We start from the raw sequence: 22,319 nt of genomic DNA, 5'->3' as shown, positions 1-22,319 counted from the left end.
AATAGCATGCGTGTCGTCATCATCGGTGGAACGGGACACATCGGTAGTTTTCTTACTCCAATGTTGGTCGAAGCGGGTCTTGAGGTCTTCTGTGTAAGCCGCGGACTCAAGAAGCCTTACAGGCAAGACAAAGCATGGCAAAAGGTTCGCCGTATCGATCTGGACCGTACCTCTGAAGAAAAGGAGGCCACCTTCGGCGAGCGAATCGCCGCCTTGGACGGAGAGGTAGTCATCGATCTGACCTGTTACACGCCAGAGAGCGCAATGCAGTTGACGGAAGCACTAAGCGGTCGAATCGGCCACCTCCTGCAGTGCGGAACAATCTGGGTTCATGGCCATAGCGTCGAAGTCCCCACGACCGAAGAGGCGCCTCGTTCCCCATTCGGAGAGTATGGAATACAAAAGGCGGCAATCGAACGCTATCTTCTACGCGAAGCACAGGAGAATGAGCTTCCAGTGACCGTCTTGCATCCTGGCCATCTCGTAGGTCCAGGTTGGAACCCGATTAACCCGCAGGGTAACTTCGATCCCAACGTCTTTTCAGCGATCTTGCGGGAAGAGGAGATTACGCTTCCTAACATCGGCATGGAGACCGTCCACCACGTCCACGCGGAGGACGTCGCGCAGGCATTCGTCGATGCGATCACCCACCGGGACCAGGTACTCGGTGAATCTTTCCACGTCGTCTCACCCGCGGCGTTGACGCTGCGAGGCTACGCGGAAGCCATGTTTGCGTTCTTTGAACAGCCTGTAAAACTTCAGTTCCTGCCCTACGAACAATGGAGCAGGGCGGTGAGCGAAAAGAACGCACGCACCACCTGGGACCACATCGCGCACTCGCCCAACTGCAGCATCGTAAAAGCTCGTAACCTGTTAGGTTACGCACCACGCTACAGCTCGATTCAAGCGATTCAGGAGTCCGTCCAGTGGCTCAGGGAAAACGGCATCGTCAGCGCATAAGCCGAACAAACACTAAAAGGCAAGGTCAAACGCGGCGGTCGTTCCAATGCACCATCGGCAGGCCGGGAATCGGCGCCCGCAGATAAGGAACGCGTGTCCCTTTGAGCGACCCAACGTACAAAGTCTGCAGATCAGCTCCGCCAAAGGTAACGCTGGCCATCCACGGAGCAACACCTCGCCCCGTAGCGAACAGAACCTCTTCCGTCACGCTACCTGCGAAGAACTGCTCCTCCAATGCCTTCACTTTCACCGGATCGCCTTCATCAAGGAACACGCGAAGATCGCCCTGCGGAGTAATCGCCCACAGCTTGTCGGAGTACACACAAGTTCCCCATAAATTGCCGTAGCTATCGAAGGCAATGCCGTCTGGCCAAGCTCCCGCGCCAAGGCTGGATGGACCGAAGACCTCACGATCGCCAAGGCTTCCATCCTCTCTCACCTTCATGCGGCTGATGCAGCCTCCAGTGGTCTCTGCCACATACAGATATTCTTCCTTGGCATCCATTCGAATCTCATTGGTAAAGTGAAACCCACTGGCGACGATACGAAATTTCCCGTCTACATACCGTGCAATATATCCGTCATCCAGATCAGGCTTAAGAGCATGCATCCAATTCTTGATCTTCGTAGAAATCGTAATCCAGATACGATCCTGCGAGTCTCGCAGCACGAAGTTCACCTTGCCGATCGCTTCTCCATCGATGCTATCCGCAAGAACCTTCGACTCTCCACTTCGGCTCATGATCTCCAGACGATCCGTCCCAAAGTTGGAGATGAGGATGTCCCCGTTACGCGCAAAGGCTAGGCCATTCGGGAGAGTGCCAGTAAGATAGCGTGAAGCTTCGCTCTCCGCACTTTCAAAGTGCTCAGAGATCCTCTGGGTCACAATCTCCTGCGTCCCGTCGTGGCGCAACCGCACCACCCCGCCGCGCGAGTCCGCGGTCCATAGCGTTCCATCTTGCTCGGCCAAAATGCACTCTGGCCTCTGCAGTCCTTCGCCGAGAAACTTCAGCATGGATGGGTCAATGCCGAAATCGAGGATAAGGTTTGACATAGAAGACACGAAACCTCCTGAGCTAACTTCTTGCGTATTGTGCAATTCAGATTGCAAGAATACTACAACCGCACAAGAATGCACGAGCGCAAAAAGATCGAGCCCCGAATCTCTTCGGAGCCCGATGCAACACAAAAAAACTGGAAGGGAAGGAAACAGCGCGATCTATTCCTTCTGATCCGGAGGGCTTAGCAATGCGCCGATATCTTCCGCGACCTTGCATATCTTTTTCGCATACTTCGGATATTGCTGCTTCAGAAAACGCGACTCAGGAGCGGAGATGCCAATGGACCCCACAATCGATCCGTCCGCCAGCCGTATGGGCGCCGCAACACAACGCATCCCTTCGTTGTACTCTGCCTCATCCGTAGCAAATCCGCGCTTCTTGATCTCCAGGCACTCCGCAGCCAGCGCTTGAATACTCGTGATCGTGCTTTGGGTGTACTTCTGAAGTTGGGATGGCCCGAATTGTGATTTTAGCTCCCGCTCATCGGCGTCCGCCAACAAAGCCTTGCCATGAGCCGTGCAATAAAGCGGAACCAACTCGCCCGTCTGCCCGGCTACAGCAATGACGTGGTTCGCATGCGCGGAGTCGATAAAGAGGGCATTCTTGCCCTCCCGCACCGCCAGGTGCGCCGTCTCATTCAGTTCGTTGGCGATCAGTTTGAGCTGCTGGTGTGCCACCCGCACCAGCATATTGCTCCAGTCATACTGGTGGGACAGGGTCCACATGGCCGAACCCAGAATGTAGTCTTTACGACCTGCCGGGCAGGCCAGAAAGCCTCTGCGACGAAGCGTCTGCGCGAGACGAAACGCGCTGCTGCGGTCGATCTTCAGGAGTTCGGACAAATCTCCCAGAGAGACCGGCTGCTTGGAAAGCGCAACCACATGCAGGATCGTCAATCCGCGGTCGAGGCTCTGAATAAAAGGTACTGGCGATGTCTTTTTTGCGGGCATACTTGGCAAAGCTCTCACGCCCGAAGTTTAACCCCAATCTTCTTCAAGTAGGCCTGACTTTCACCGGCAAGCTCAGAAGGCGGAGTCGACGACGGGTTCTTCGGGTCGTTATCGAGTTCTACCATCACCATACCACTAATTGTCCGGCCTGCCATAAGATCCAGAATGGCGGGAACATCGACCTTTCCCTTCCCAAGCGGACAGTAATAAACCAGGCTCGGGTCTTTGCCGTCAAAATCCTTCAGGTGCATATGCTGCACCAGCGGAAGGTAGTCCTTGACGACCTTGACAGCGTCCGCGCCACCCTTGGTAAGCTGGCCCACATCCGGACCGAACTTCAAGGTACTATGATCGATCGCGTCGAGCGTCGCGTAGGTCTCGTCGCGCGTCTCGACACAAGTTCCGGTGTGCTGATGGAGCACCGGCGTCAGGCCCTGATCCACAATAGCCTTTGAGGCTTCATTGAGGGTTGCTACGATATTCGCCTTGTACTCGGCAAACTTGTAGCTGTCACGCGGGACCGGGTTGGGCCCCAGAACGAAAATCCGGCCGCCACTCTCTTTGAGGAGCTTGGACCACCGAACCGCCTTTTCGATCGTCTCCTGCCGGCGAGTAGAATCCGTGAGATTGAGCGTGCAATACCCCGAAATAAGAGGAATGCGATTCCGTTTAAGCACGGGTCCAAGACCGCCCTTGCTATCCCACTGCGCCAGCACATCCCCGAAGGTCTCGAAGCCATAGAAGCCCAGTTTCGCGCAACTGGCAATAGCATCCTCCACCTGCGAATTCGCCCAGGTGATACCTGTATAGCCGATAGGAATCTTGCTGAAGGAAGCTGCCAGCAACGAGCCCGGCAAGAACGTGGCCGCGGCAGATCCAATGGCGATTTTGGTCATAAAGGTGCGGCGGCTTATCGCAGAGTTCACTGGAAGTTCGCTCCCGGAGTTTGAATTAGGCATATATTTGTATTGCGCTCTGTGCAAGGTAATCTGCGCTTTACGCAACAACTCTGAACCGGCAGGGAATTGCTTGTCAAGTGTCTGGCTGTATGAAATACAAAAAAAGTGATGTCCAACATTGTAAAAAGCCATATCGGTACGACTCTGGACAATCTTCTACTGCCAGCCATAGGCACTTCAAGAAGAGGTCTCGTTACCTCCTTGACGATTGTAAGAGGCAACGGTAATATTTTGGCTTGATTGCAGCATACGCAATAGAAAGAGCGCTAAACGCAACATGGAAATCGGCAGCCCAGGGATTCACCTTGACTCGAGCCAACAGCAATATATAGAGAACTACTTCGATGTGCCAATTCGAGAGCGCGGCTTGAGACGATCCGCGGAGGATAGGTAAGCGCATGGATTATTCAAGCTTTGGTTTGAAAGACAAAATAGCAATCGTGACCGGAGCCTCACAGGGGATCGGGAGAGCCATCGCCCTGGGTCTTGCTGAGGCTGGCGCGCATCTGGTGCTCGCCAAGCATCCGGGTCCGCGCATGGAGGAGATCGAAGCCGTAAAGGCTGAGATCGTAGCCTTGGGCCGCAGAGCCATCATCGTGCCGACCGACGTCGGCATCGTCTCCGAGGTGCAGGCGCTCATGGATCGCACCGTTCTGGAGTTCGGACGCATCGATATCCTGGTCAATAACGCCGGATGGACGGGTACTAACGATGCGTTGGACGTAACCGAAGAAGAGTTCGACAAGACCGTCTCGGCCTCTCTGAAGAGCGTATTCTTTGCCTCTCAGGCAGCAGCCCGCGTCATGCTTCCTCAAGGCAGCGGACGCATTATTCAGATCGGCTCGAACTTCGGTGTCGTAGCATTTAAAAAGCGTGCACTCTACGCCGCCGTGAAGGCCGCCGTACATCACTTGGCAAAGGGGTTGTCGCTGGAGTGGGCCTCCCAAGGGGTGCTCGTTAACGTCGTCGCACCCTGCATCACGGAGACAGAATCCCGCAAAAACATCTTGGAGAAGCCCGGATATAAAGAATGGGCGACCCAACAAATGATTCCCCGCGGACGCTGGAATCAGCCGGAGGACCTCGTCGGCGCAGTCCTCTTTCTCGCCAGCCCCTTCGCAGACATGATCGTGGGACACACCTTGATGGTGGATGGCGGCTGGACGATTCACTAGCAAACGCTGAAGCTCTCTTTGCTATAAGACAACATAGGCATGAAAACAGGGCTATAAGGATCAATATGAAACTGCAAGGAAAAATCGCTCTGGTTACCGGTGCGGGACAGGGCATCGGAAGAGGTATCGCCGAGGTCTTCGCCCAGGAAGGCGCGGATATCGTTATCAACGACCTATGTGCTGACGAGCGAACCGAGCAGGTAGCGGAGACGATTCGTGCCATGGGTCGCCGTGTGCTCGTCGTCAAGGGAGATGTCTCCAAACGCGCTGACGTCGAGCGCGTCTTCGATGAGGCGCAAAAGCTCGGACCAGTCGACATCCTCGTGAACAACGCTGGTATCGAGACCATCGTGCCCTTCCTGGAGCTCACAGACCAGCAGTGGGAAGATGTGACCAACGTCAACCTGAAGAGCGAGTGGATGTGCGCCCAGGCCTTCTGTAAGCGTGCAATTCAAGAGGGACGAAAGGGCGCCATCATCAACATCGGATCGATACAGGCAGCTCGCGTCCTGCCTGGACGAACCCACTACGCCCCGAGCAAGCTGGCCATCGAAGCCTTAACCAGGAACATCTCCGCCGAAGTCGGACAACAGGGGATCCGCGTGAACTGCATTCACCCCGGACTCATCGATACCCCGATGATTCGTTGGGTCCTGGAGAGCCCCGATATCCTCCCTCAAGTCGTGGCGCAAATCTCCTTGGGCCGTCCTGGCCTGCCCCACGAGATAGGCCAGGCAGCGGCCTTCCTGGCCTCCGAAGAGGCGAGTTACATCACCGGTCAGTCCCTCTACGTGGACGGCGGTTGGGTAGGCAAGTAAACAACAGCATCATCTGAACGGAACCCAAAGAAAGGTCGGCCAACGAGGCCGACCCTCAAACTACTTAGCCTTGGTCTTCACCTCAGGCAACGCAAAGACATAATACCCCTGTGTCTGTTTAGGAGCACTGTCCGCCCCCGAGCTACTGCGAGGCTGTCGGTTCTCTACAGGAGCCTCCACGTTCGGCCTGGCGCTGATCGCCACATACTCACGTCCCCCAACCTCGTAGACCGCAGGAATCCCCTCAGGACCGGCAGGAAGCTCTATCTCCCAGATCTGCTTGCCAGAGTCCTTGTCGTAGATATGCAGCTTATTGTCCGATTTAGTCCCCGCAAAGATCAGCCCACCAGCCGTAACCACCGGCCCACCCCGAGGCCAATAGCTACCCGTGCCATGAATCCCCTTGGCTGCCAATGCCGAGATCTCTCCCAAAGGGATCTGCCACTTGATCGTGCCCTTGTTCATGTCATAGGCCGTAATCGTAGACCACGGAGGTCCAATAGCAGGCAAACCCTCAGTCGAGTTCATGTAACCATATCCGGTCCAATATCGCTGACCGCCCGGCCCCAGCTTCGGTTTATTCGATGGCGCAGGAGCCATCATTCGCGCCAGAATATCGCCCGGAACCTCTCCCTTGCTCGGGTCCTTCAAGTAAGCAATGAGATTGGTAATGTCTTCATCCATCAGGTCAGGAAAAGCCGGCATAGGCGGAAGCCCGTCATGGACAGCAGTACGAACCCGATCCGCTCCCGAGCGGCCGACGATATCGATCAAGGAAGGAATGGCCGGAGGCTGGCCCGCCCGCGACTCCGTATGGCACGACTGGCAGTTCTGCAGATAGACAATATGTCCCTGTGCCTCAGGAGTTCCCGTCATCTGCCGCCGCGGAGGCCGAGCCTCTAGCTTCAACAGCGACGGAGCCTCCTTCGATTGGATGTAGAAGGTCCCATTCGTCGGGTCGATCGCTCCCGTACCCCAGTTCGCGCCTCCATTATTGCCAGGAGTCTCCATCGTCGTGCCAAGACTCGGCGGAGTATAGATCCCTTCATTGCGCGAAGCCAGAACGATAGCCTTGATCTTCTCCCGCTCCTTCGGGTCGGCGATATACGGGTCCACCTCGTCAGCCGAAAACTTCTGCCGCGCAAAGGGCGGAACCACCGTCGGAAAAGGTTGCGTCGCCCAGGACTTCTCCCCCGGAACATCGGACTGCGGAACCGCCCGCTCCTCGATAGGAAAGACTGGCTTACCAGAGACACGGTCGAAGACATAAACAAAGCCGTTCTTGCCAGCTTGAGTAACCACGTCCATCTTCTTCCCATCCCGCGTAATCGTCATGAGCTTCGGCGAAGATTCAAGATCGTAGTCCCAAAGATCATGATGAGTCGTCTGAAAGTGCCAGAGGTACCTTCCGGTTCGCGCATCGAGTGCAAGCAGGCAATCCGAGAAGAGATTCGCCCCAATACGATCCGCTCCATAAAAATCGTAAGTCGGCGAGCCCAGCGGAAAGTAAGCTATCCCTCGCCTCTCATCGACGGTAATCTCACCCCAGGTATTCGTGCCGCCAATATACTTCCACGCATCCGGAGGCCATGTCTCATAACCCATCTCGCCCGGATGGGGAACCGTATGGAAGGCCCACACCTGCTTGCCAGTCAAAATATCGAAGGCACGAAGATCCCCCGGAGGCGACTCGTACTCCTCACCCGTAGCAGACCCCAAGATCAGCAGATTCTCAAACACCCGTCCCGGCGTCCCCGACTGAATCTGCCGAATCGTACTCGGCACTCTGCCCAACCCCTCACGCAGATCGACCGCGCCCTTATTGCCGAAGCTCTCGATAGTCTTTCCCGTACGAGCATCGATCTCCCGCAACATATTGTCCGTGGAGAACAGCAGACGACGGTCCGAACGGTCTCGACTCTCCCAATACGTAACGCCGCGATGAGAGATATTACGAGGCTTTTGGTTATCGTGAACCCATATCTCAGCTCCCGTAGTCGCATCTAGAGCGACAACGTTATTATCCTTGCCAATCACAAACATCATGTTGTCAACGACGATCGGATTGGATCCATACCGGAAACCATTATTGCCCGCAGGATAAAACCACACCTGCTGCAACTCGGAAACATTGCTTCGATCGATCTGCTTCAACGCAGAATACTGCGCCGAGTCCGCTCCTCCGAGGTAGTTGTGCCAGGTCGTATACGGCGCACTCCGTTCAGCGCTGGAGGCCCGCACCACGACAGAGGTACGATGAATGGAAACTCCAGCGACGACCCCGGCCATGAGGACCAGGCTCACAGATACATGCCACAAAGATACTCGCATCCGATTCGTATGCTCCTTACCAACACCCTGTAGTGAATCGCCTGGAATCGCGCTTAAGTCGGGAGCTTCCACCTTGCCCGAGTGCCATGATCGAACATCGAATTAGCCGCCGCTGAATTCGTAAAGCTCCGGGACTTCGGATCGAACCGGAGCGTCGTGCCCGCATGCTGAATAGCGATATTTCCAAGCAGGCATATCTCGGTTACAAGTCCTCCGTACTGCCAGTTAGCCGAAGGCTGCTTTCCATCCCGCGCCGCATCGATCCACTCCAACCAATGGCTCTGCGGACGCGCAATCGTCGCATCAGGACGCTTGTACTCGCGATCGACCTCCTCTGGCAGCAACCACACCTGCTTAGGCGCTCCAGGCTTGCTGTTATAGACGGGACCAAAGACCAGCGTTCCCTTCGTGCCATGCAATATGCCCCCACCCGTTGGAAAAGGTTCGCTCTTGTTCCAGCCCTTGGGAATCTCAGGCGTAGCGTATCCATACCACTTCAACGGCACAGCAGCGCGCGCCCCCTTAGCAGGGAAGTGATAGTTCACATGCGAGTAGCGTGCGAACATCTGTTGACGCGCCGCTCCAACATACCCAGGATCCGTATCGGCAGAGATCTCGTCGGGATAACCAAGGTCGAGCGCCCAGATCACCGGGTCCATAAAATGCGGACCATGATCCCCAAGAATGCCCGTCCCAAAGTCCAGCCAGTTGCGCCAACGCAACGGCAGATACATCGGGTTGTAAGGTCGCTCTGGAGCAGGCCCCAGCCAGAGATCCCACTTCACCTCGGCAGGCACAACAACCTGATCCTGGACGTGGGCAATCTCATCATAAGGCGAGGTATACCGCTGACCCGCCGTCCAGTCCGACTGCCAAACATCGATCTTCTCTATCTTGCCGATCGCGCCGTCGCGCACCCACTCCACGATCCTGCGGACATCCTCCGAGGCATGGCCCACAATGCCCGTCTGTGTGGCCTGCTGCGGATACTTGTGCGCCGCCGCGGTCATCGCTCGCACCTGTCCGATCGTGTGCGCAAGAGGCTTCTCACAATAGACATGCTTGCCCATCTTCATCGCCGTAATTGCGGCGACTGCATGAACGTGATCGGCAGTGCAAACCACCACCGCATCGATCTGCCGGTCCATCGACTCGAGCATGATCCGCCAATCATCAAAGCGCTTCGCCTGCGGATACTTCGCCGCAACCTCGGAGGCTAGCCCGCCACGGCCAGGAAGCTGTGCTCGCGTTCGCCAATCGACATCGCAGACAGCCACGATGTTCTCCCTGGCCAACTCCGTCAGATTCTGCGCGCCATAGTTGCCAATGCCAATAAACGCGATATTGGCCTTATCGTTCGCAGCAATACGCCGCTTACTGCGAGCCCAAGAAGGCACAGCGCCGTACGCACAAGCGGCTGCCCCTCCCGAGAGAAATGTACGCCGTGAGATATACCGGGAAGAGTTCAATCTTCACCTTCCGTAAAGCAGATAAGCCCGGCCAAAGCCGGCACTTTATGTTGCATAATACGCAATAATCATTGCGTTATTAGAGGACCCAAATACTAGCAATCGCAAAACACCGAAGTCAACATGAGATTGAGAGGAAACGCATCAATCGACACGCAATGCCTGTTGCCCGACAAAACAATCAACGGCGAAGCTGCTCCAAAGCCTTTTTAGCCGCCTGACTCACCTCTGAGTCATCACTCACAGCCGCCCGCGCCAAATGCTCCTTTGCCTCATCGAGCCTCTGTTCCCGCAACAAGGCCAACCCCAACCCAAGATGAGCATCCCCCTGCTCCGGTCTAAGAAGCAGGAGCCGCCGATACTCTTCAGCAGCCTGGGCAGTCTGGCTCTGGGCAGCCAGAGCATCCGCCAGATCGCCATGCATCTGCGCCGATGCCGGCTGCAAGCGAGCCGCCTCGCGCAACTCAGCGGTAGCCTCAGCAAGCGACCCCTTCAGGATCAGCAACAACCCCAGCCCATGGTGTGCGTCGGCATATCCAGCGTTAGCCTCCAGAGCCTTGCGAAAGTGAAACTCCGCCTCCTGCCAACGGTGATCGCCGGTAAGCAAGGTCCCTAGATTCTTCTGCGCCTCCACCAGATCAGGCTGCCAGCGAATCGCCTCCCGAAAAGACCTATCCGCGCCAGCCTTATCGTTCAGCCGCAACGCAAGCAGCCCTTGCAGATTATGCGCCTCGGCCCGCTCCGGATTAGCCGCCAGCGCCCGCGAGAGAGCCCCTTGTGCTTCGTTCGGCAGATCGCGCCGAAGATACGCATTCCCCAGATTCGTGAGTAAAAGATCGTCCTCCGGGTACTCCCCAACCGCACGCTGCAAAACTTCCAGCGCCTTGGAATCCTGATTCGTAGCGAACAAAACAGGAACCAACTCTCGGATAGCCGGAAGGTACTCTGGCCTACGCTTCAACGTCTCATCAAACCAGTGAATAGAAGCAGCAGGATCGCCCTTACGCCCATAAGCCTGCCCAAGTGCGAGATACGGCTCCGGCGCAGAAGGCTTCTCTCGGTCAAGCAAAGCTTGAAGCCGCGAAAGTCCCTGAGTCCCCTCGCCATCGTTCACCTGCGCCACAGCCAGATAGAGTTCCGCCTTCGGAGACCTCGCCACATCTGCGGGATAGTACGGAAGGACCTTGCTTCCAGTCTCCGCCTCGACCCTCTCCTCCATCGGCGCTAAGAGATCCCGCAACGGCTTATACCGCTGAATAAAGTGATCCGTCATCACGACATGGACGACATCCTCCGTGCGCCGTTTCGGCATATGGCAAGAGATACAGTTACTCCCCGTCGGCATCGCGACACGATGCGCCACAGATTCGTGGCAGCTCTGGCAAGCAGCCACATAGCTCTTCGTCGCCTCCTCTCCGCGAGGAATATCGTGAGGATCGTGGCACGTAAGGCACGTCATATCGCTCTTGAGGAAGCACTTTGATTTGCGCAGACGATACGCCGCATGAGCCACCTCGAACGTGTCATCCTTCGCATCTTTCTCCCGGTCGAAGTAAATCTTGTAGTCAGCCAGCGGCTGCCCCGGCCGATACGAAAGAAGCCCGCGATCATAAGCCCGAATCTCATTCGGCATATGACGGCTGCTGGTCTCCAGATGGCACTGCATGCAAAGCTCCATCTGCCCATCCCGCGTCAGCCTCTGCGGATTCACGATAGAGCTGCGAATCAACTTCTCGTCCGGTCGTCGCGCCTGCGCCGCCGCAACATGGGCCCGCCCCGGACCATGGCAGCGCTGGCAGTCGATCCCCTCCGGAAGCTTTGCAGGGAATAGACTCCGCTCAACCCCCGCATCGGACGTTGGGTAACCGTTATGACAGAACAGGCACTCCGGCGTAATCGCGCGGCGGATGTCCTCCTGATCCTTGCTGTCGTATCCAGGGCTCATAGCCCACGCCCCAGAGCGCTCCGTATACCAACTCACCGGCAGTTCGACGAGCTTGCCCTGTGACGTCCGGTGAAGATAAGTACGTGCATGGTTTCCCGAGCCAATGATGAAATCGACCTTCTCCTCAACCACATTCGTCTCTCTGCCATCGAAGTCGACGCTATGGCGGCGCTGAAAGAAGGCTCCATCTCGCTCGATCATGGTGTAAGACAGACCAGACGCCTTGTGATCGATCGAGTTACTTCGCGAGTAGTCTTCGATCACATTCTGCGCAGTGGGACGAGAGAACGACCGCCCCATGCCGGTCTTCCGGTAGGTCGCCGCTACATCTTCATGACAGGTAGCGCAGACCGAAGGATCGATATAGCCCGGCCTGTCAGCTTCAGCGCTGTTCGAACCAGTCAGACGAGCCAAAGACCCACGCCATAAATACCAGGAGCCTGCGACGATCAAGGCCACGACAGGCAAAACGAGCAAAAACCTCAGAGCCATCCGCGGAGACCGCGAAGAATCCACCACCTCTGTCGTCTGCGAAGAAATGGACGAAGCGCGCCTCCGCGTCTTTCGCGGCGGTCTCATCGTAGTAGCCCATTTCCCCAGCAAAAACGCATGTCAAGCCCCAAAACCACCTAACCCAAGCTGAAACATCAACTTACCAGTGGCACTTAAGTTATGGTCAATCCTTTAAAATAGAACTAGAGATTCAAAAAAGGCCCACCCGAGAGGTGGGCTTTTTTCGCTAGTCGTCTAGAAGGCGGCTAACTCAAGCTGGCTCACCTATTTGGACACAAGCGCTGTGGAATCAGGATTTTGCCGAGGGAAGCCCTCCGCATCCGTCTGATTCTTCGCCGCTTATACCCAGAGATGGGGGGCCCCCCTCGCAGGCATCGAGTGATGCTACAGGGATGGAGGGAGACATGGAAAGGGCCACGGCGGTTGTGCCAGTGGCCCTTCGCATGTCGGGTTAGAAGTTGATACGTCCAGCCAGTTGCAGTAGACGTGGGTCGTTAGCCTGCGCCGTAATCTGCCCCTGCTGGGTCGACCCGATGGAGGTATTTGGACCGGCGAACTGCACCCGGTTGAACAGGTTGAAGGACTCGACACGCAACTGCAGCACCACGCGTTCCGTGACATGCGTGTCTTTGAAGAGCGCCAGATCCCAGTTCGCGATACCCGGCAGACGCAACTGATTGTCCGTACGGGATTCGTTACCGAAGGTGAAGCGATCGGGAGACGTGAAGCAGCCCGTGTTGAAGTACTTATTCGCAGAGAACGCATCACCCAGTCTGGACTGCACCGGGCCATGAGTCTGCTTGTCGCAACTGGCCACGACGTTCGGACGAGTGGAGCCAGTTCCCGAATAAGTTCCAACATATCCGGATGAGTGTGTTATCCCCATCGGGAATCCCTTCTGGAACGTCGACACACCGTTGACACCCCATCCGGAGACCAGCTTGTCCATAACGCCTGTAACTCCGGCGAGGAAATGCTGGCCTCGTCCGATGGGAAGGTTGTAGACATAGCTGACCGTCAGCCGTTGCCGGGCATCGTAGCCGGACAGTGCATACTCGCCGTCCAGATTGTTGGTGTTCTGATATCCAGGTGCACCAACCGTCTCGAGCCACGAGGTAAGCGACTCAGCATTCCCCATCAACTTGGAGAAGCTGTAAGAGCCAAGCAGCACGCCGCCGGAGTTGAAACGCTTCTCCAGCTTCGCCTGCAGCGCGTTGTAGTTGCTGACGCCAACATAGTGGCCCGTGTTGTTGATGCCTCCGTATTGCGGAAAGGGCCTGTACAACTGCACCGACGAGATCGTCGAGTACTGTTGGTTGCCCTGCGCGAATTTGCTGCGGTCGAAAGGATTTGGAACCGTCTTCGTTAGGAAGCAATTTGCCGTCGGAGCAGTGTTTGCATTTGGAAAGCAAGTCGGATCCGAGTGCGCCTGGTCCAGAAAGTTCTTCGTAACCTGGTTGATCGAGACGCTGATCGGAAGATTCGAGCCATGAAGACCGGCATATGCGGCCTCTAAAGCAATTCCCAGTGGAAGCTGGCGCTGCACTGCAAAGTTCCACTGATACGTTGCTCCGTTTGCCTCGTCCTGCAGCAGGGTATTGGCGGAACCGCCCAGCAGCAACCGCTGATAGTTCGCATTGCGGCCAGGAGCTCCAGTGATTCCACTCGGAAGCGGATTATCCAGCGTGGCACTCGGAGTAGCTCCATTGTCCAGAGTCGATACCGGGTTATTGGTGATGTAAGAGAGCGGAGACTGAGCCGAAGACTCCGGAAACTGCAGCGTCGAGGGAATCACAAACTTGCCCCAGCCTGCCCGAATAACCGTCTTTTCGTTCAGACGGAACGCGAGACCGATGCGCGGAGAGAAGTTGGTAAAGTGTTCGCTGCGAAGCCCAACCGCTGGATGCTGTGGTGAATTCACCAGATCGTACGCGCCCGTAACGGGACGTCCGTTGACGCTGACAGCACCGAGAACAGGATTGATCTCGTTCGGGTTGAACGTCGCCAGAAGTTGGTGCCGCTCCCGGTAGACGCCCGGAATCTCATACCGCAGCCCGATGTTTATCGTCAGCTTCGGCGTGATGGTCCAGTTGTCCTGAACGTAGTAGCCCTGATAGTAGATCGTGTTGTAAGTCGGCGGAGCGATTTGGACGACGCTGGCAGTATTTGCCTGGTTGACCATGTAGCCCATCAGGAAGGAAGCGAACGGATGTCCGCTGGTCGCTGTGGCGCCCGAGGCAGCCGAAGCGCTCATGTTCGGATCGAACGCAAACGAGCCGCCTGGGCTGTTGTTCTGGAAGTACAGCATCTCCAGCCGGCGAAGATCGGCTCCAGCCTTGATGGTGTGACCTCGAATCGTCTTGCTGACGCTCGGAGCGATCACATAGTTTTGATTCGTTCCAAAGATGTAGCCAGTTCCAACGGCATTCACTGTAGGATTTGCCAACGCGATAGAAGGCACGGTAGTCGAGTTAGGAACGCCGTTCAAGCCCGAGATCGTCCCCATATAGCCGGGGAAGCCGAGCGAGGGCTCATTGAAGCCCAGGGTTCCAGGAGTACGGACATACGTCCAGCGAAGGTAGGAAAGGCGAAGGTCACCGATCAGCGTCGGATTGAAAAGATAAGTGTCTCCGAAGACGATCTGGCGAGTCTTGAAGGATTCAGGAGAGATTGGATCACCACCGATCAGCCCGTTGTTGAAGGGCATGGCTCCGATATTTCCCGAATTCCACTGGGTATAGCGGCCAAAGAGTCGCTGCTTGTCGCTCAGGGAAAAGTCGACGCGCCCTGAATACTGATCGTTGTTGCCGCCAGAACCCGCATAGCGGACGAAGTTATTGGTAACTGCGGAGCTGGTTGGCGCAGCCCAGTAAGGAAAGGCAACCAGGTTTCTCGCCACCGTGCTCCAACGCCCGGCAGGAATGATATTGCCCGGGTAAGGTGTGCGGGGACCGGTGTAGTTCGGGCAACCCTGCCCTCCGGCCACAGTGCCGCCGCAGGGATCATAGATCTGGACACCCAGTTCGCTAAAGTCGCCCTGACGCATCTTCAGCGTCGGAACCGTGTAGTTGTACAACCGCTTCTGGGCCTGGCGATATCCCTGATAGTCGAAGAAGCCGAAGAGCTTGTCTTTGATGATCGGGAAACCAATGTTCCCGCCGAACTGATTCTGGTGATAAGGATTCTTGGCCAGAACGTTCGCAGGATTGTTGGTGTGCTTCGCGAAGTAAGGAGTTGAGTTGAAGATCGTATTCCGGACGAACTCATACACCGTTCCGTGAATGGCATTTCCACCGGACTTGCTCGTCATGTTGACGACTCCGCCGGTATACATTCCATAGTCTGCCGTGTTGTTGTTCGTCTGGACGCGAAACTCTTGCACCGCGTCCTGCGAAGGGACGAGGCTGGTGATATTGCCGTAGGAGATATTTACTGGAGCGCCGTCATAGAGCGTCGAGCTCTGGTTGGCACTGCCGCCGCCAATCTGGTAGTTGCCGGCTGCAAATACGTTCTGGCCAGTCAAATTGCCGCCCGAGCTCCCCTGGGGCACTACGCCCGGGACAAGGCCAACGAGCGCCAGCACATTGCGGCCATTCAACGGGATCTCCGTGACGGCGCGTCCTTGCACTACTTGGCCAAGTGCAGCATTCTCCGATTGGATGATCGGAGCGGCTGAGGTAATCGTAACCTGCTCGGTTACAGCACCGATCACCATCTGGGCGTTGATGCGTGTGGCCTGTTCGACCTGGATCTCGACCGTACTGCGCGTATAGCGCTTGAAGCCTGTGGACTCAATATCTAACGAATATTGGCCCGGCTGAAGGTTGAGGATCTGATACTCGCCCGAGTCTGTTGTCGTGGTTGTACGTTTTTCGCTGGTTGCAGCGTTGGTCGCGGTGATGGTTGCATTGGAGACAGCTGCTCCAGTCGGATCACTTACCGTGCCTACGAGAGAACCGGTCGTATTCTGGGAATATGCTGGGAGTGCAATCAGTAGAATGGCCACCCACAACAGGGAAAGCCTTCTAAAAGCAAGCTTGTAGTTGTCGAACATCATGGTTCCTCCGAAGTCGATCTAACTGTACGCAATTTAGTTTGCGTATTACGCAACAAGTTATCTGGCGACGGCGGAAAAGTACCACTACCGTTTAAAGGAAGTCAAGGGACATTTTTTTAGGGTTGGAATAATCCAGATAGCTCGGGACTAAGTCTTTGAAAGGATGCAAGGTAAAGGAAAAAGCAGAGAAATCAGAACGTGCGGCAAAACGAAAGAAAGCCAACCTTTGCAAACCCGCCGCAAAAGTTGGCTTCCCATACTTCTTTCAGCTATTTCTTTGGGCGTTTGACCTTCGGCGTGCCCCAGAAGATATAGGTTCCGCTTCGTGTCGAGGTCACGATGTCGATCGCGCCGTCTCCGTTGAGATCCTTTGCCAGTACATCGGAGCCAACGCCGGATCGGTTATGAATGAGTTCCGGAACGAATCGTGCGCCGCCTGGAGCCTTACTGTCGCGTACGGTTCGATACCAGTACAGCACCGCCGGGCCATAGGGATCTGGATCGTAATAGTCATCCAGATGCGACCAATACCGCTTTCCGACGATGAAGTCCGGGATGCCATCGCCGTCAACATCCCCACTCGTCGAACCATGTGGCTCTGTGAAGACGACTCCGCCTGCGCTCTCAGCCGCTGTCCGGTTCATGATCACATGCTTGACGAACGAGATCTCTCCAGACTTCGATCGTTTCTGTTCAAACCAAGCCAAGCCCCATCCATGAGCTTGCATGGTCGTAACGACGTCGTTGAGACCATCGCCGTTCACGTCATAGACAACGATCTGCGAACCGCCCGCAGAGGTGCGTCCCCACTGGCCAAACGCCTCAGGATGATACTTCCAAAGCGCATTTCCGGCATCGCGAACAGGCTGTTCCCACCATCCGTAGGCACCGAGAATATCCACCTTGCCATCGCCGTTCACGTCACCTGTACCAATACCGTGCGCTGGCCATGGTCCGGACTCCGAGACTGTATGCACAACCCACTTGCCGCTCGGATTGGCTGGATCAGGCTTTGCATAGCGCATGTAGCCCTCGCCCACGTATACCAACTCAGGTCGTCCGTCTCCGTCGACATCAGCTAGCACAGTCTCCTCGCTGTCGATAGGCGAGACAACGGTGAACTTTTCCCATCGCCGCGATTCACCCTTTGGATTCACATAAAGGACCGCTCCATCCTTGCCGCCACCAGCATGGCTGGTGGTGAGAACATCTGGCCAACCGTCTCCAGTGAAGTCGTCGGCATGCTCAACCCAGTCATCCATGGAGTAGTTCGTAGAAGAGTTATATCCCTGAGCCGGATAGATCTCACGAGAACGTGTGTAGTCAGGACCGAAGTAGATAAAAGGACCCGAGACGACGTCGAGCTTGCCATCCCGATTGAAGTCCGCTGCATCCGCTGACCAGCCATAGTAGAAAGGGCTGAGCCGTTGCATACGAAAGCCCTTTCCGACCTGTTCCGCAGGGTCAACCTTGACTCCTATGTCGCGATAAGCAATCTCGCGAAACTGTACTTGGCTTTTGTCCCCCACATAGAGAGCGATCGGTCCATAGCTATTCATATCTTCAGTAGCGGCGCTTACTTGGCCACCTCCGTCATTGAAGAAGGCACGAACGATATCCGCATCCAGAAGTACCTCGACGTCGTTCCAGTCGCCCTTTTTGATGCCCTGTGCTGGACGCGACATCGGCATCGTTACTCCGGCAGGCCCGCTCCGTGGTGCAGGTATCCCGCGAGGCGGCCCACTCCTTGCGCTTGCGGGATCTGGTGGCGGCGGAGCAAATCGAATTTGTCCGCCAGCCAGCCGAAGCTTTTTGCGGTCAACCTCTTTTCCTGCAGCATCGATCGTCAGGTTGTAGGCGCCTAGCTCATTTCCCTTGATCGAGACAAACACGCCCTCGGTGCCTTTGCCGGTCTTGTGAGCTCGTAGCAACACACCGGTGTCACAATCCTCCTGGCATTTGAATTGGAGGTATAAACCCGCGTCTTGATAGGAGTGGTCGAGCATCAGCCAACCTGTCCCATGTTCGGCCGAGGCATCTCCTGTGATTTCACCATTAGAGGCACGCCACATCGCTTGACCGACCGGATGCCAACCAGCAAGACTGGAACCCTGAAATTGACTGTCTGGTGAGAAACTCGGAGTCTGGGCCCTGAGCGCAGGGCAGATGGAAAGAGCAACGAAGGTGACAAGCAAGCAGGATTGTTTTGCAAGCATGAAGGATTTCCTCGAGTCGGGATTGTTGAACAAATTTGGTGCGTATTATGCAAATACCATTGCGTAAAGTCGAAACATCATAGCATTTGGCTCACAAGGACAGCGAAGTTTGTAAGTAAAAGGAAGAGAGCGATGATAAACGCGAAATATATTCTGGTATGCGGTTTACTGCCGGCCATTGGCGCGGCTACAGGAATAGGAGTTCTAAACCCAGTCCATTCAAAGGACAGCTACGCTGTCTCCAGCAGGCCGGATGTAGTGGCAGATAATTTGATTTCTGCCAGGATCGAACGACTGGATGCTGCCCTTGACGACATCGTGCCTACAGATGCCAAGATTGAACTCCTGAGCACGGGCTTCAAGTGGACGGAGGGCCCTATCTGGACTCATGAAGGATTTCTGCTCTTTGCGGAGATTCCTAGTAATAGCATCCGTAAACTCGGGCCGGCAGGCAAAGTGAATGTCTTTCTACAGCCTTCCGGGTATACAGGAAGTGCGCCATACGAAGGTCCAGAACCAGGATCTAACGGCATGACGTTAGACCCCAGAGGAAGACTGACAGTGGCGGGTCATGCTGGCCGAAATGTCTGGCGGCTCGAGACGCTGGACTCCCATGCGACGAAGACCATCCTGGCAGATACGTATCAAGGCAAATCTCTAAATAGCCCGAACGATCTGGTTTACCGTTCTGATGGATCTCTGTATTTCACCGATCCGCCCTATGGCTTACGCAAACAGGACGACACTGATCCTCAAAAACAGTTGTCCTTCAACGGCGTCTATCGCATTTTGGGTGCGGTCAATCAGACGCAAAGAACTGCTCCTGATCGGTCGCATATACAGCTTCTTATCAAGGATCTGCCCCGACCGAACGGAATCGCGTTCTCGCCAGACGAGAAGTATCTCTACGTCTCTAATTCAGCTCCTCGTAAGTTCTGGATGCGTTATTCCGTCAACGCCGATGGGACACTAAGTAACGGGCAGATCTTTTTCGATGCGACCTCCGATACGAGGCCGGGAGCCCCGGATGGCATCAAAGTTGACCAACGAGGGAATGTTTACGGTTCTGGTCCAGGAGGTATCTGGATCTTTTCTGCTTCAGGCAAGCATCTGGGCACTATCCCCCTTCCGCGAAGTGCGGGTAACCTTAACTGGGGTGGTGCCGATGGAAAGACTCTCTACATTACGGAGAGCGACAACATTCTTAGCGTTCGGTTGAAGATTCCCGGCGTACGTCCTTAACTTCAGCGAATTCTGGCTGGCACATGACATACATGCGCTCGTTGCCCATTAAACGAGCACGAGAAGCCATGTAATAGTATTTCGGATACGGAGAATCTACATGAGTTTGACAGGCGAAACTTTGATTGGGTCACGTACGGTGGCGGGTACCGGCGTCGCAGTAAGAGGATTGAATCCAGCTACCAATGAACCGCTGGAGCCTACTTTTCCAGATAGTTCTCTGGAGCAGGTGAACGAGGCCTGTGAGCTGGCCGCAAAGGCCTTTGATGTATTTCGCGGAGCGCCTCTCGAAAAAAGAGCTGCGTTGCTCGAATTCATGGCTGAAGAGATTCTGGCCATGGGAGATTTGCTGATCGAGCGTGTCATGGCCGAGAGCGGACTGCCTCGCCAGCGTCTCGAAGGCGAGCGTGGGCGCACGGTCGGGCAATTGCGGCTGTTCGCCTCCGTTGTGCGGGACGGTCGATTTTTGTCGGCGACGCTAGACTCGGCCATGCCGGATCGCAAGCCCCTGCCAAGACAAGATCTGCGGATGCGAAAGATTCCGCTGGGTCCTGTCGCCGTCTTCGGATCGAGCAACTTTCCGCTGGCCTTTTCAGTCGCGGGAGGAGACACAGCAGCAGCACTAGCTGCAGGGTGCCCAATTGTTGTGAAATCGCATCCATCGCATCCCGGAACTTCGGAGTTGGTAGGAAAGGCGATTCAAAGAGCTGTTGCGAAGAGTGGTCTGCCGGACGGCGTATTTTCATTGATCCATGGCAGTGCGATGGATGTGGGCCAGATGCTGGTGAAGCATCCTGCGATCTGTGCTGTCGGCTTTACAGGATCGCGGCGCGGAGGGCTGGCGCTGGTAGAAGTCGCAGCGAAGCGGCCGGTGCCGATCCCTGTCTATGCGGAGATGAGTAGCGTGAATCCGGTATTTCTTTTGCCGAGCGCCCTGGCGGCTCGCGCAGAGACCATCGCACAAGGCTATGTCGACTCGGCGACACTTGGTGCAGGTCAGTTCTGTACACAGCCGGGGCTGGTGTTTGGAATAGAGAGCCCGGAGATGCAGTCTTTCATGACTGCCGCGGGCGAAAAGCTAGCCGCAAAGGCTTCCACCCCAATGCTAAACTCCGGCATTCGCGGCGCATATGCGAAGGGAGCTGAGACGCTTGCCAAAGACGGCGCACTCAGAAAAATCGCCGAAGGCCAGGACGCAGAAGGTGTCGGCCTTACAGGACGTCCCGCCTTGTTCGTGACTGAGGCGGCAGAGTTCGTGAAGAATCCACATCTCGCCGAGGAACTGTTCGGACCCTCTTCGATCATTGTGTTGTGCCGCAATGTAGATGAGATGGTGGCGATCGCAGAAGGGCTTGAAGGACAGTTGACGGCAACGTTGCAGATGGATTCTGGCGATTTTGCTGCGGCCAAGCGACTCCTTCCTGTGTTGGAGCGAAAGGCAGGGCGCATTCTGGCGAACGGCTTCCCTACAGGCGTGGAGGTCGGCTATGCCATGGTGCATGGTGGGCCATTCCCATCCACGTCTGACGGCCGTTCGACCTCGGTTGGCGCAACGGCGATCGATCGTTTTCTGCGGCCCGTCTGTTACCAGGACATACCAGACGAACTTCTGGCGCCCGAGCTTCAGGACGGAAATCCACTTGGAGTTTGGCGGCTCAAAGATGGAAAACTGATTGTGGGATAGATGTCGATAAAGTGGTAGATCGAACAATCCCTATATCGACCGCCTTGTTTCATCTCAAGAGAACACGAAGCGCAGACCCCGGCAGATGTTCGGGGTCTGTGCTCAAAGCTCAAGCCACAGTGTTCTTCAACGTGCCGATGTGCTCGATGGCGATATGGATCTCGTCGCCACTGGCGAGTGTGAAGCTGTCAGGTGGAACGACGCCGGTGCCCGTCATCAAAAAGGCTCCGTAGGGAAAGTGCATCTCGCGATAGAGATACTCCACCAGCGTATGTGGATCGCGTTTTAGCTCCGTTAGAGCAGTGCTGCCAGCAAAAGCGATCTCTCCGCCGCGTAAAATCTTAATCTGAATAGTGGTTGACTTGGGCAGCAGATCGTTGCTGAGTTGAATGCATGGGCCGAGCGCACAGGCGCCGTCGTAGACCTTGGCCTGCGGCAAATAGAGCGGGTTCTCACCTTCTATATCGCGCGAACTCATGTCGTTCCCGATGGTGAACCCGATGATCTTGCCCGTGGGATTGACGACCAACGTCATCTCGGGTTCGGGTACAGACCAAGTGGCATCCTTGCGAATTCGGACCTTTCCTCCCGTACCGATAACGCGCTGGCCAGTCGATTTGAAAAAGAGCTCCGGTCGCTCTGCGGTGTAGACACGGTCGTAAAAGGTGCCTCCGCCTGCATCCTTGGACTCCTCCATCCGCGCGTTGCGGCTGCGGTAGTAGGTGACGCCGGAAGCCCAGACCTCTTGGTTTTCGATCGGTGCGAGCAAAGCATCTTCTGAGAAGTCATCTGCAACCTCACCTTTCTTCACGACGGACGTTGCATAAGCAAGAATATCGTCATGGGAGATGAGGGAGTCCCACGAACCCTCAAGCTTGTAATAGCTGCCGTTGTCTTCGATGTAATTGTGGTTGCGGGTGCGATAGAGTTTCACGTCCT

At 55.8% G+C, this 22,319-nt stretch carries 14 protein-coding genes; 5 read left to right on the top strand and 9 right to left on the bottom strand.

Annotated features, from left to right (window positions below; translation table 11 throughout):
- Positions 1-6: 6 nt before the first annotated feature.
- On the top strand, positions 7-960 hold the full coding sequence (locus HB393_RS02355; protein WP_213803521.1) for an NAD-dependent epimerase/dehydratase family protein: 954 nt from the start codon (positions 7-9) through the stop codon (positions 958-960).
- 25 nt (positions 961-985) lie between these two features.
- Here the strand turns inward: HB393_RS02355 and HB393_RS02350 are convergent, their stop codons facing one another.
- The 3 genes from HB393_RS02350 to HB393_RS02340 form a co-directional block, all read right to left on the bottom strand.
- Complete coding sequence (locus HB393_RS02350; protein ID WP_213803520.1) at positions 986-2,014, bottom strand: SMP-30/gluconolactonase/LRE family protein; 1,029 nt, start codon at positions 2,012-2,014, stop codon at positions 986-988.
- Positions 2,015-2,179: 165 nt separating this feature from the next.
- On the bottom strand, positions 2,180-2,971 hold the full coding sequence (locus HB393_RS02345) for an IclR family transcriptional regulator (RefSeq protein WP_213803519.1): 792 nt from the start codon (positions 2,969-2,971) through the stop codon (positions 2,180-2,182).
- Positions 2,972-2,985: 14 nt separating this feature from the next.
- Positions 2,986-4,062 (bottom strand): sugar phosphate isomerase/epimerase, encoded by a 1,077-nt coding sequence (locus tag HB393_RS02340; protein WP_213803518.1) that lies wholly within the window; start codon positions 4,060-4,062, stop codon positions 2,986-2,988.
- Positions 4,063-4,328: 266 nt separating this feature from the next.
- Here HB393_RS02340 and HB393_RS02335 point away from each other — a divergent pair, with 266 nt between their 5' ends.
- Both HB393_RS02335 and HB393_RS02330 read left to right on the top strand, forming a co-directional pair.
- Positions 4,329-5,105, top strand: a complete 777-nt coding sequence (locus HB393_RS02335; protein WP_213803517.1) for an SDR family oxidoreductase — start codon at positions 4,329-4,331, stop codon at positions 5,103-5,105.
- 65 nt (positions 5,106-5,170) lie between these two features.
- Complete coding sequence (locus HB393_RS02330) at positions 5,171-5,923, top strand: SDR family NAD(P)-dependent oxidoreductase (protein WP_213803516.1); 753 nt, start codon at positions 5,171-5,173, stop codon at positions 5,921-5,923.
- 60 nt (positions 5,924-5,983) lie between these two features.
- Here HB393_RS02330 and HB393_RS02325 read toward each other — a convergent pair whose 3' ends face one another.
- From HB393_RS02325 to HB393_RS02305, 5 genes are all read right to left on the bottom strand, one after another.
- Positions 5,984-8,254 (bottom strand): PQQ-binding-like beta-propeller repeat protein, encoded by a 2,271-nt coding sequence (locus tag HB393_RS02325; RefSeq protein ID WP_213803515.1) that lies wholly within the window; start codon positions 8,252-8,254, stop codon positions 5,984-5,986.
- Positions 8,255-8,307: 53 nt separating this feature from the next.
- Positions 8,308-9,651, bottom strand: coding sequence for a Gfo/Idh/MocA family oxidoreductase (locus tag HB393_RS02320; protein WP_213803514.1), 1,344 nt, complete (start codon positions 9,649-9,651; stop codon positions 8,308-8,310).
- Positions 9,652-9,904: 253 nt separating this feature from the next.
- Positions 9,905-12,082, bottom strand: coding sequence for a tetratricopeptide repeat protein (locus HB393_RS02315; protein WP_213803513.1), 2,178 nt, complete (start codon positions 12,080-12,082; stop codon positions 9,905-9,907).
- Positions 12,083-12,632: 550 nt separating this feature from the next.
- Positions 12,633-16,238, bottom strand: a complete 3,606-nt coding sequence (locus HB393_RS02310) for a TonB-dependent receptor (RefSeq protein ID WP_213803512.1) — start codon at positions 16,236-16,238, stop codon at positions 12,633-12,635.
- A gap of 269 nt (positions 16,239-16,507) precedes the next feature.
- Positions 16,508-18,454: an FG-GAP-like repeat-containing protein gene (locus tag HB393_RS02305; RefSeq protein WP_213803511.1), complete on the bottom strand. Its 1,947-nt coding sequence runs from the start codon at positions 18,452-18,454 to the stop codon at positions 16,508-16,510.
- Between the two features lie 132 nt (positions 18,455-18,586).
- On the opposite strand from HB393_RS02305, the gene HB393_RS02300 reads away from it, so the two are divergent.
- Positions 18,587-19,696 (top strand): SMP-30/gluconolactonase/LRE family protein, encoded by a 1,110-nt coding sequence (locus tag HB393_RS02300; RefSeq protein WP_213803510.1) that lies wholly within the window; start codon positions 18,587-18,589, stop codon positions 19,694-19,696.
- A gap of 100 nt (positions 19,697-19,796) precedes the next feature.
- Positions 19,797-21,380, top strand: coding sequence for an aldehyde dehydrogenase (NADP(+)) (locus HB393_RS02295; protein ID WP_213803509.1), 1,584 nt, complete (start codon positions 19,797-19,799; stop codon positions 21,378-21,380).
- 109 nt (positions 21,381-21,489) lie between these two features.
- Here the strand turns inward: HB393_RS02295 and HB393_RS02290 are convergent, their stop codons facing one another.
- A complete protein-coding gene (locus HB393_RS02290) occupies positions 21,490-22,314 on the bottom strand; it encodes a fumarylacetoacetate hydrolase family protein (RefSeq protein WP_213803508.1) in 825 nt (274 codons plus the stop codon).
- Positions 22,315-22,319: the final 5 nt, after the last annotated feature.

The organism is Granulicella sp. dw_53, assembly GCF_018449545.1.
Taxonomy (GTDB): Bacteria; Acidobacteriota; Terriglobia; order Terriglobales; family Acidobacteriaceae; genus Edaphobacter.
The sequence above is the reverse complement of the archived record's forward strand: the minus strand, read 5'-3'. Positions and strand labels throughout refer to the sequence as shown.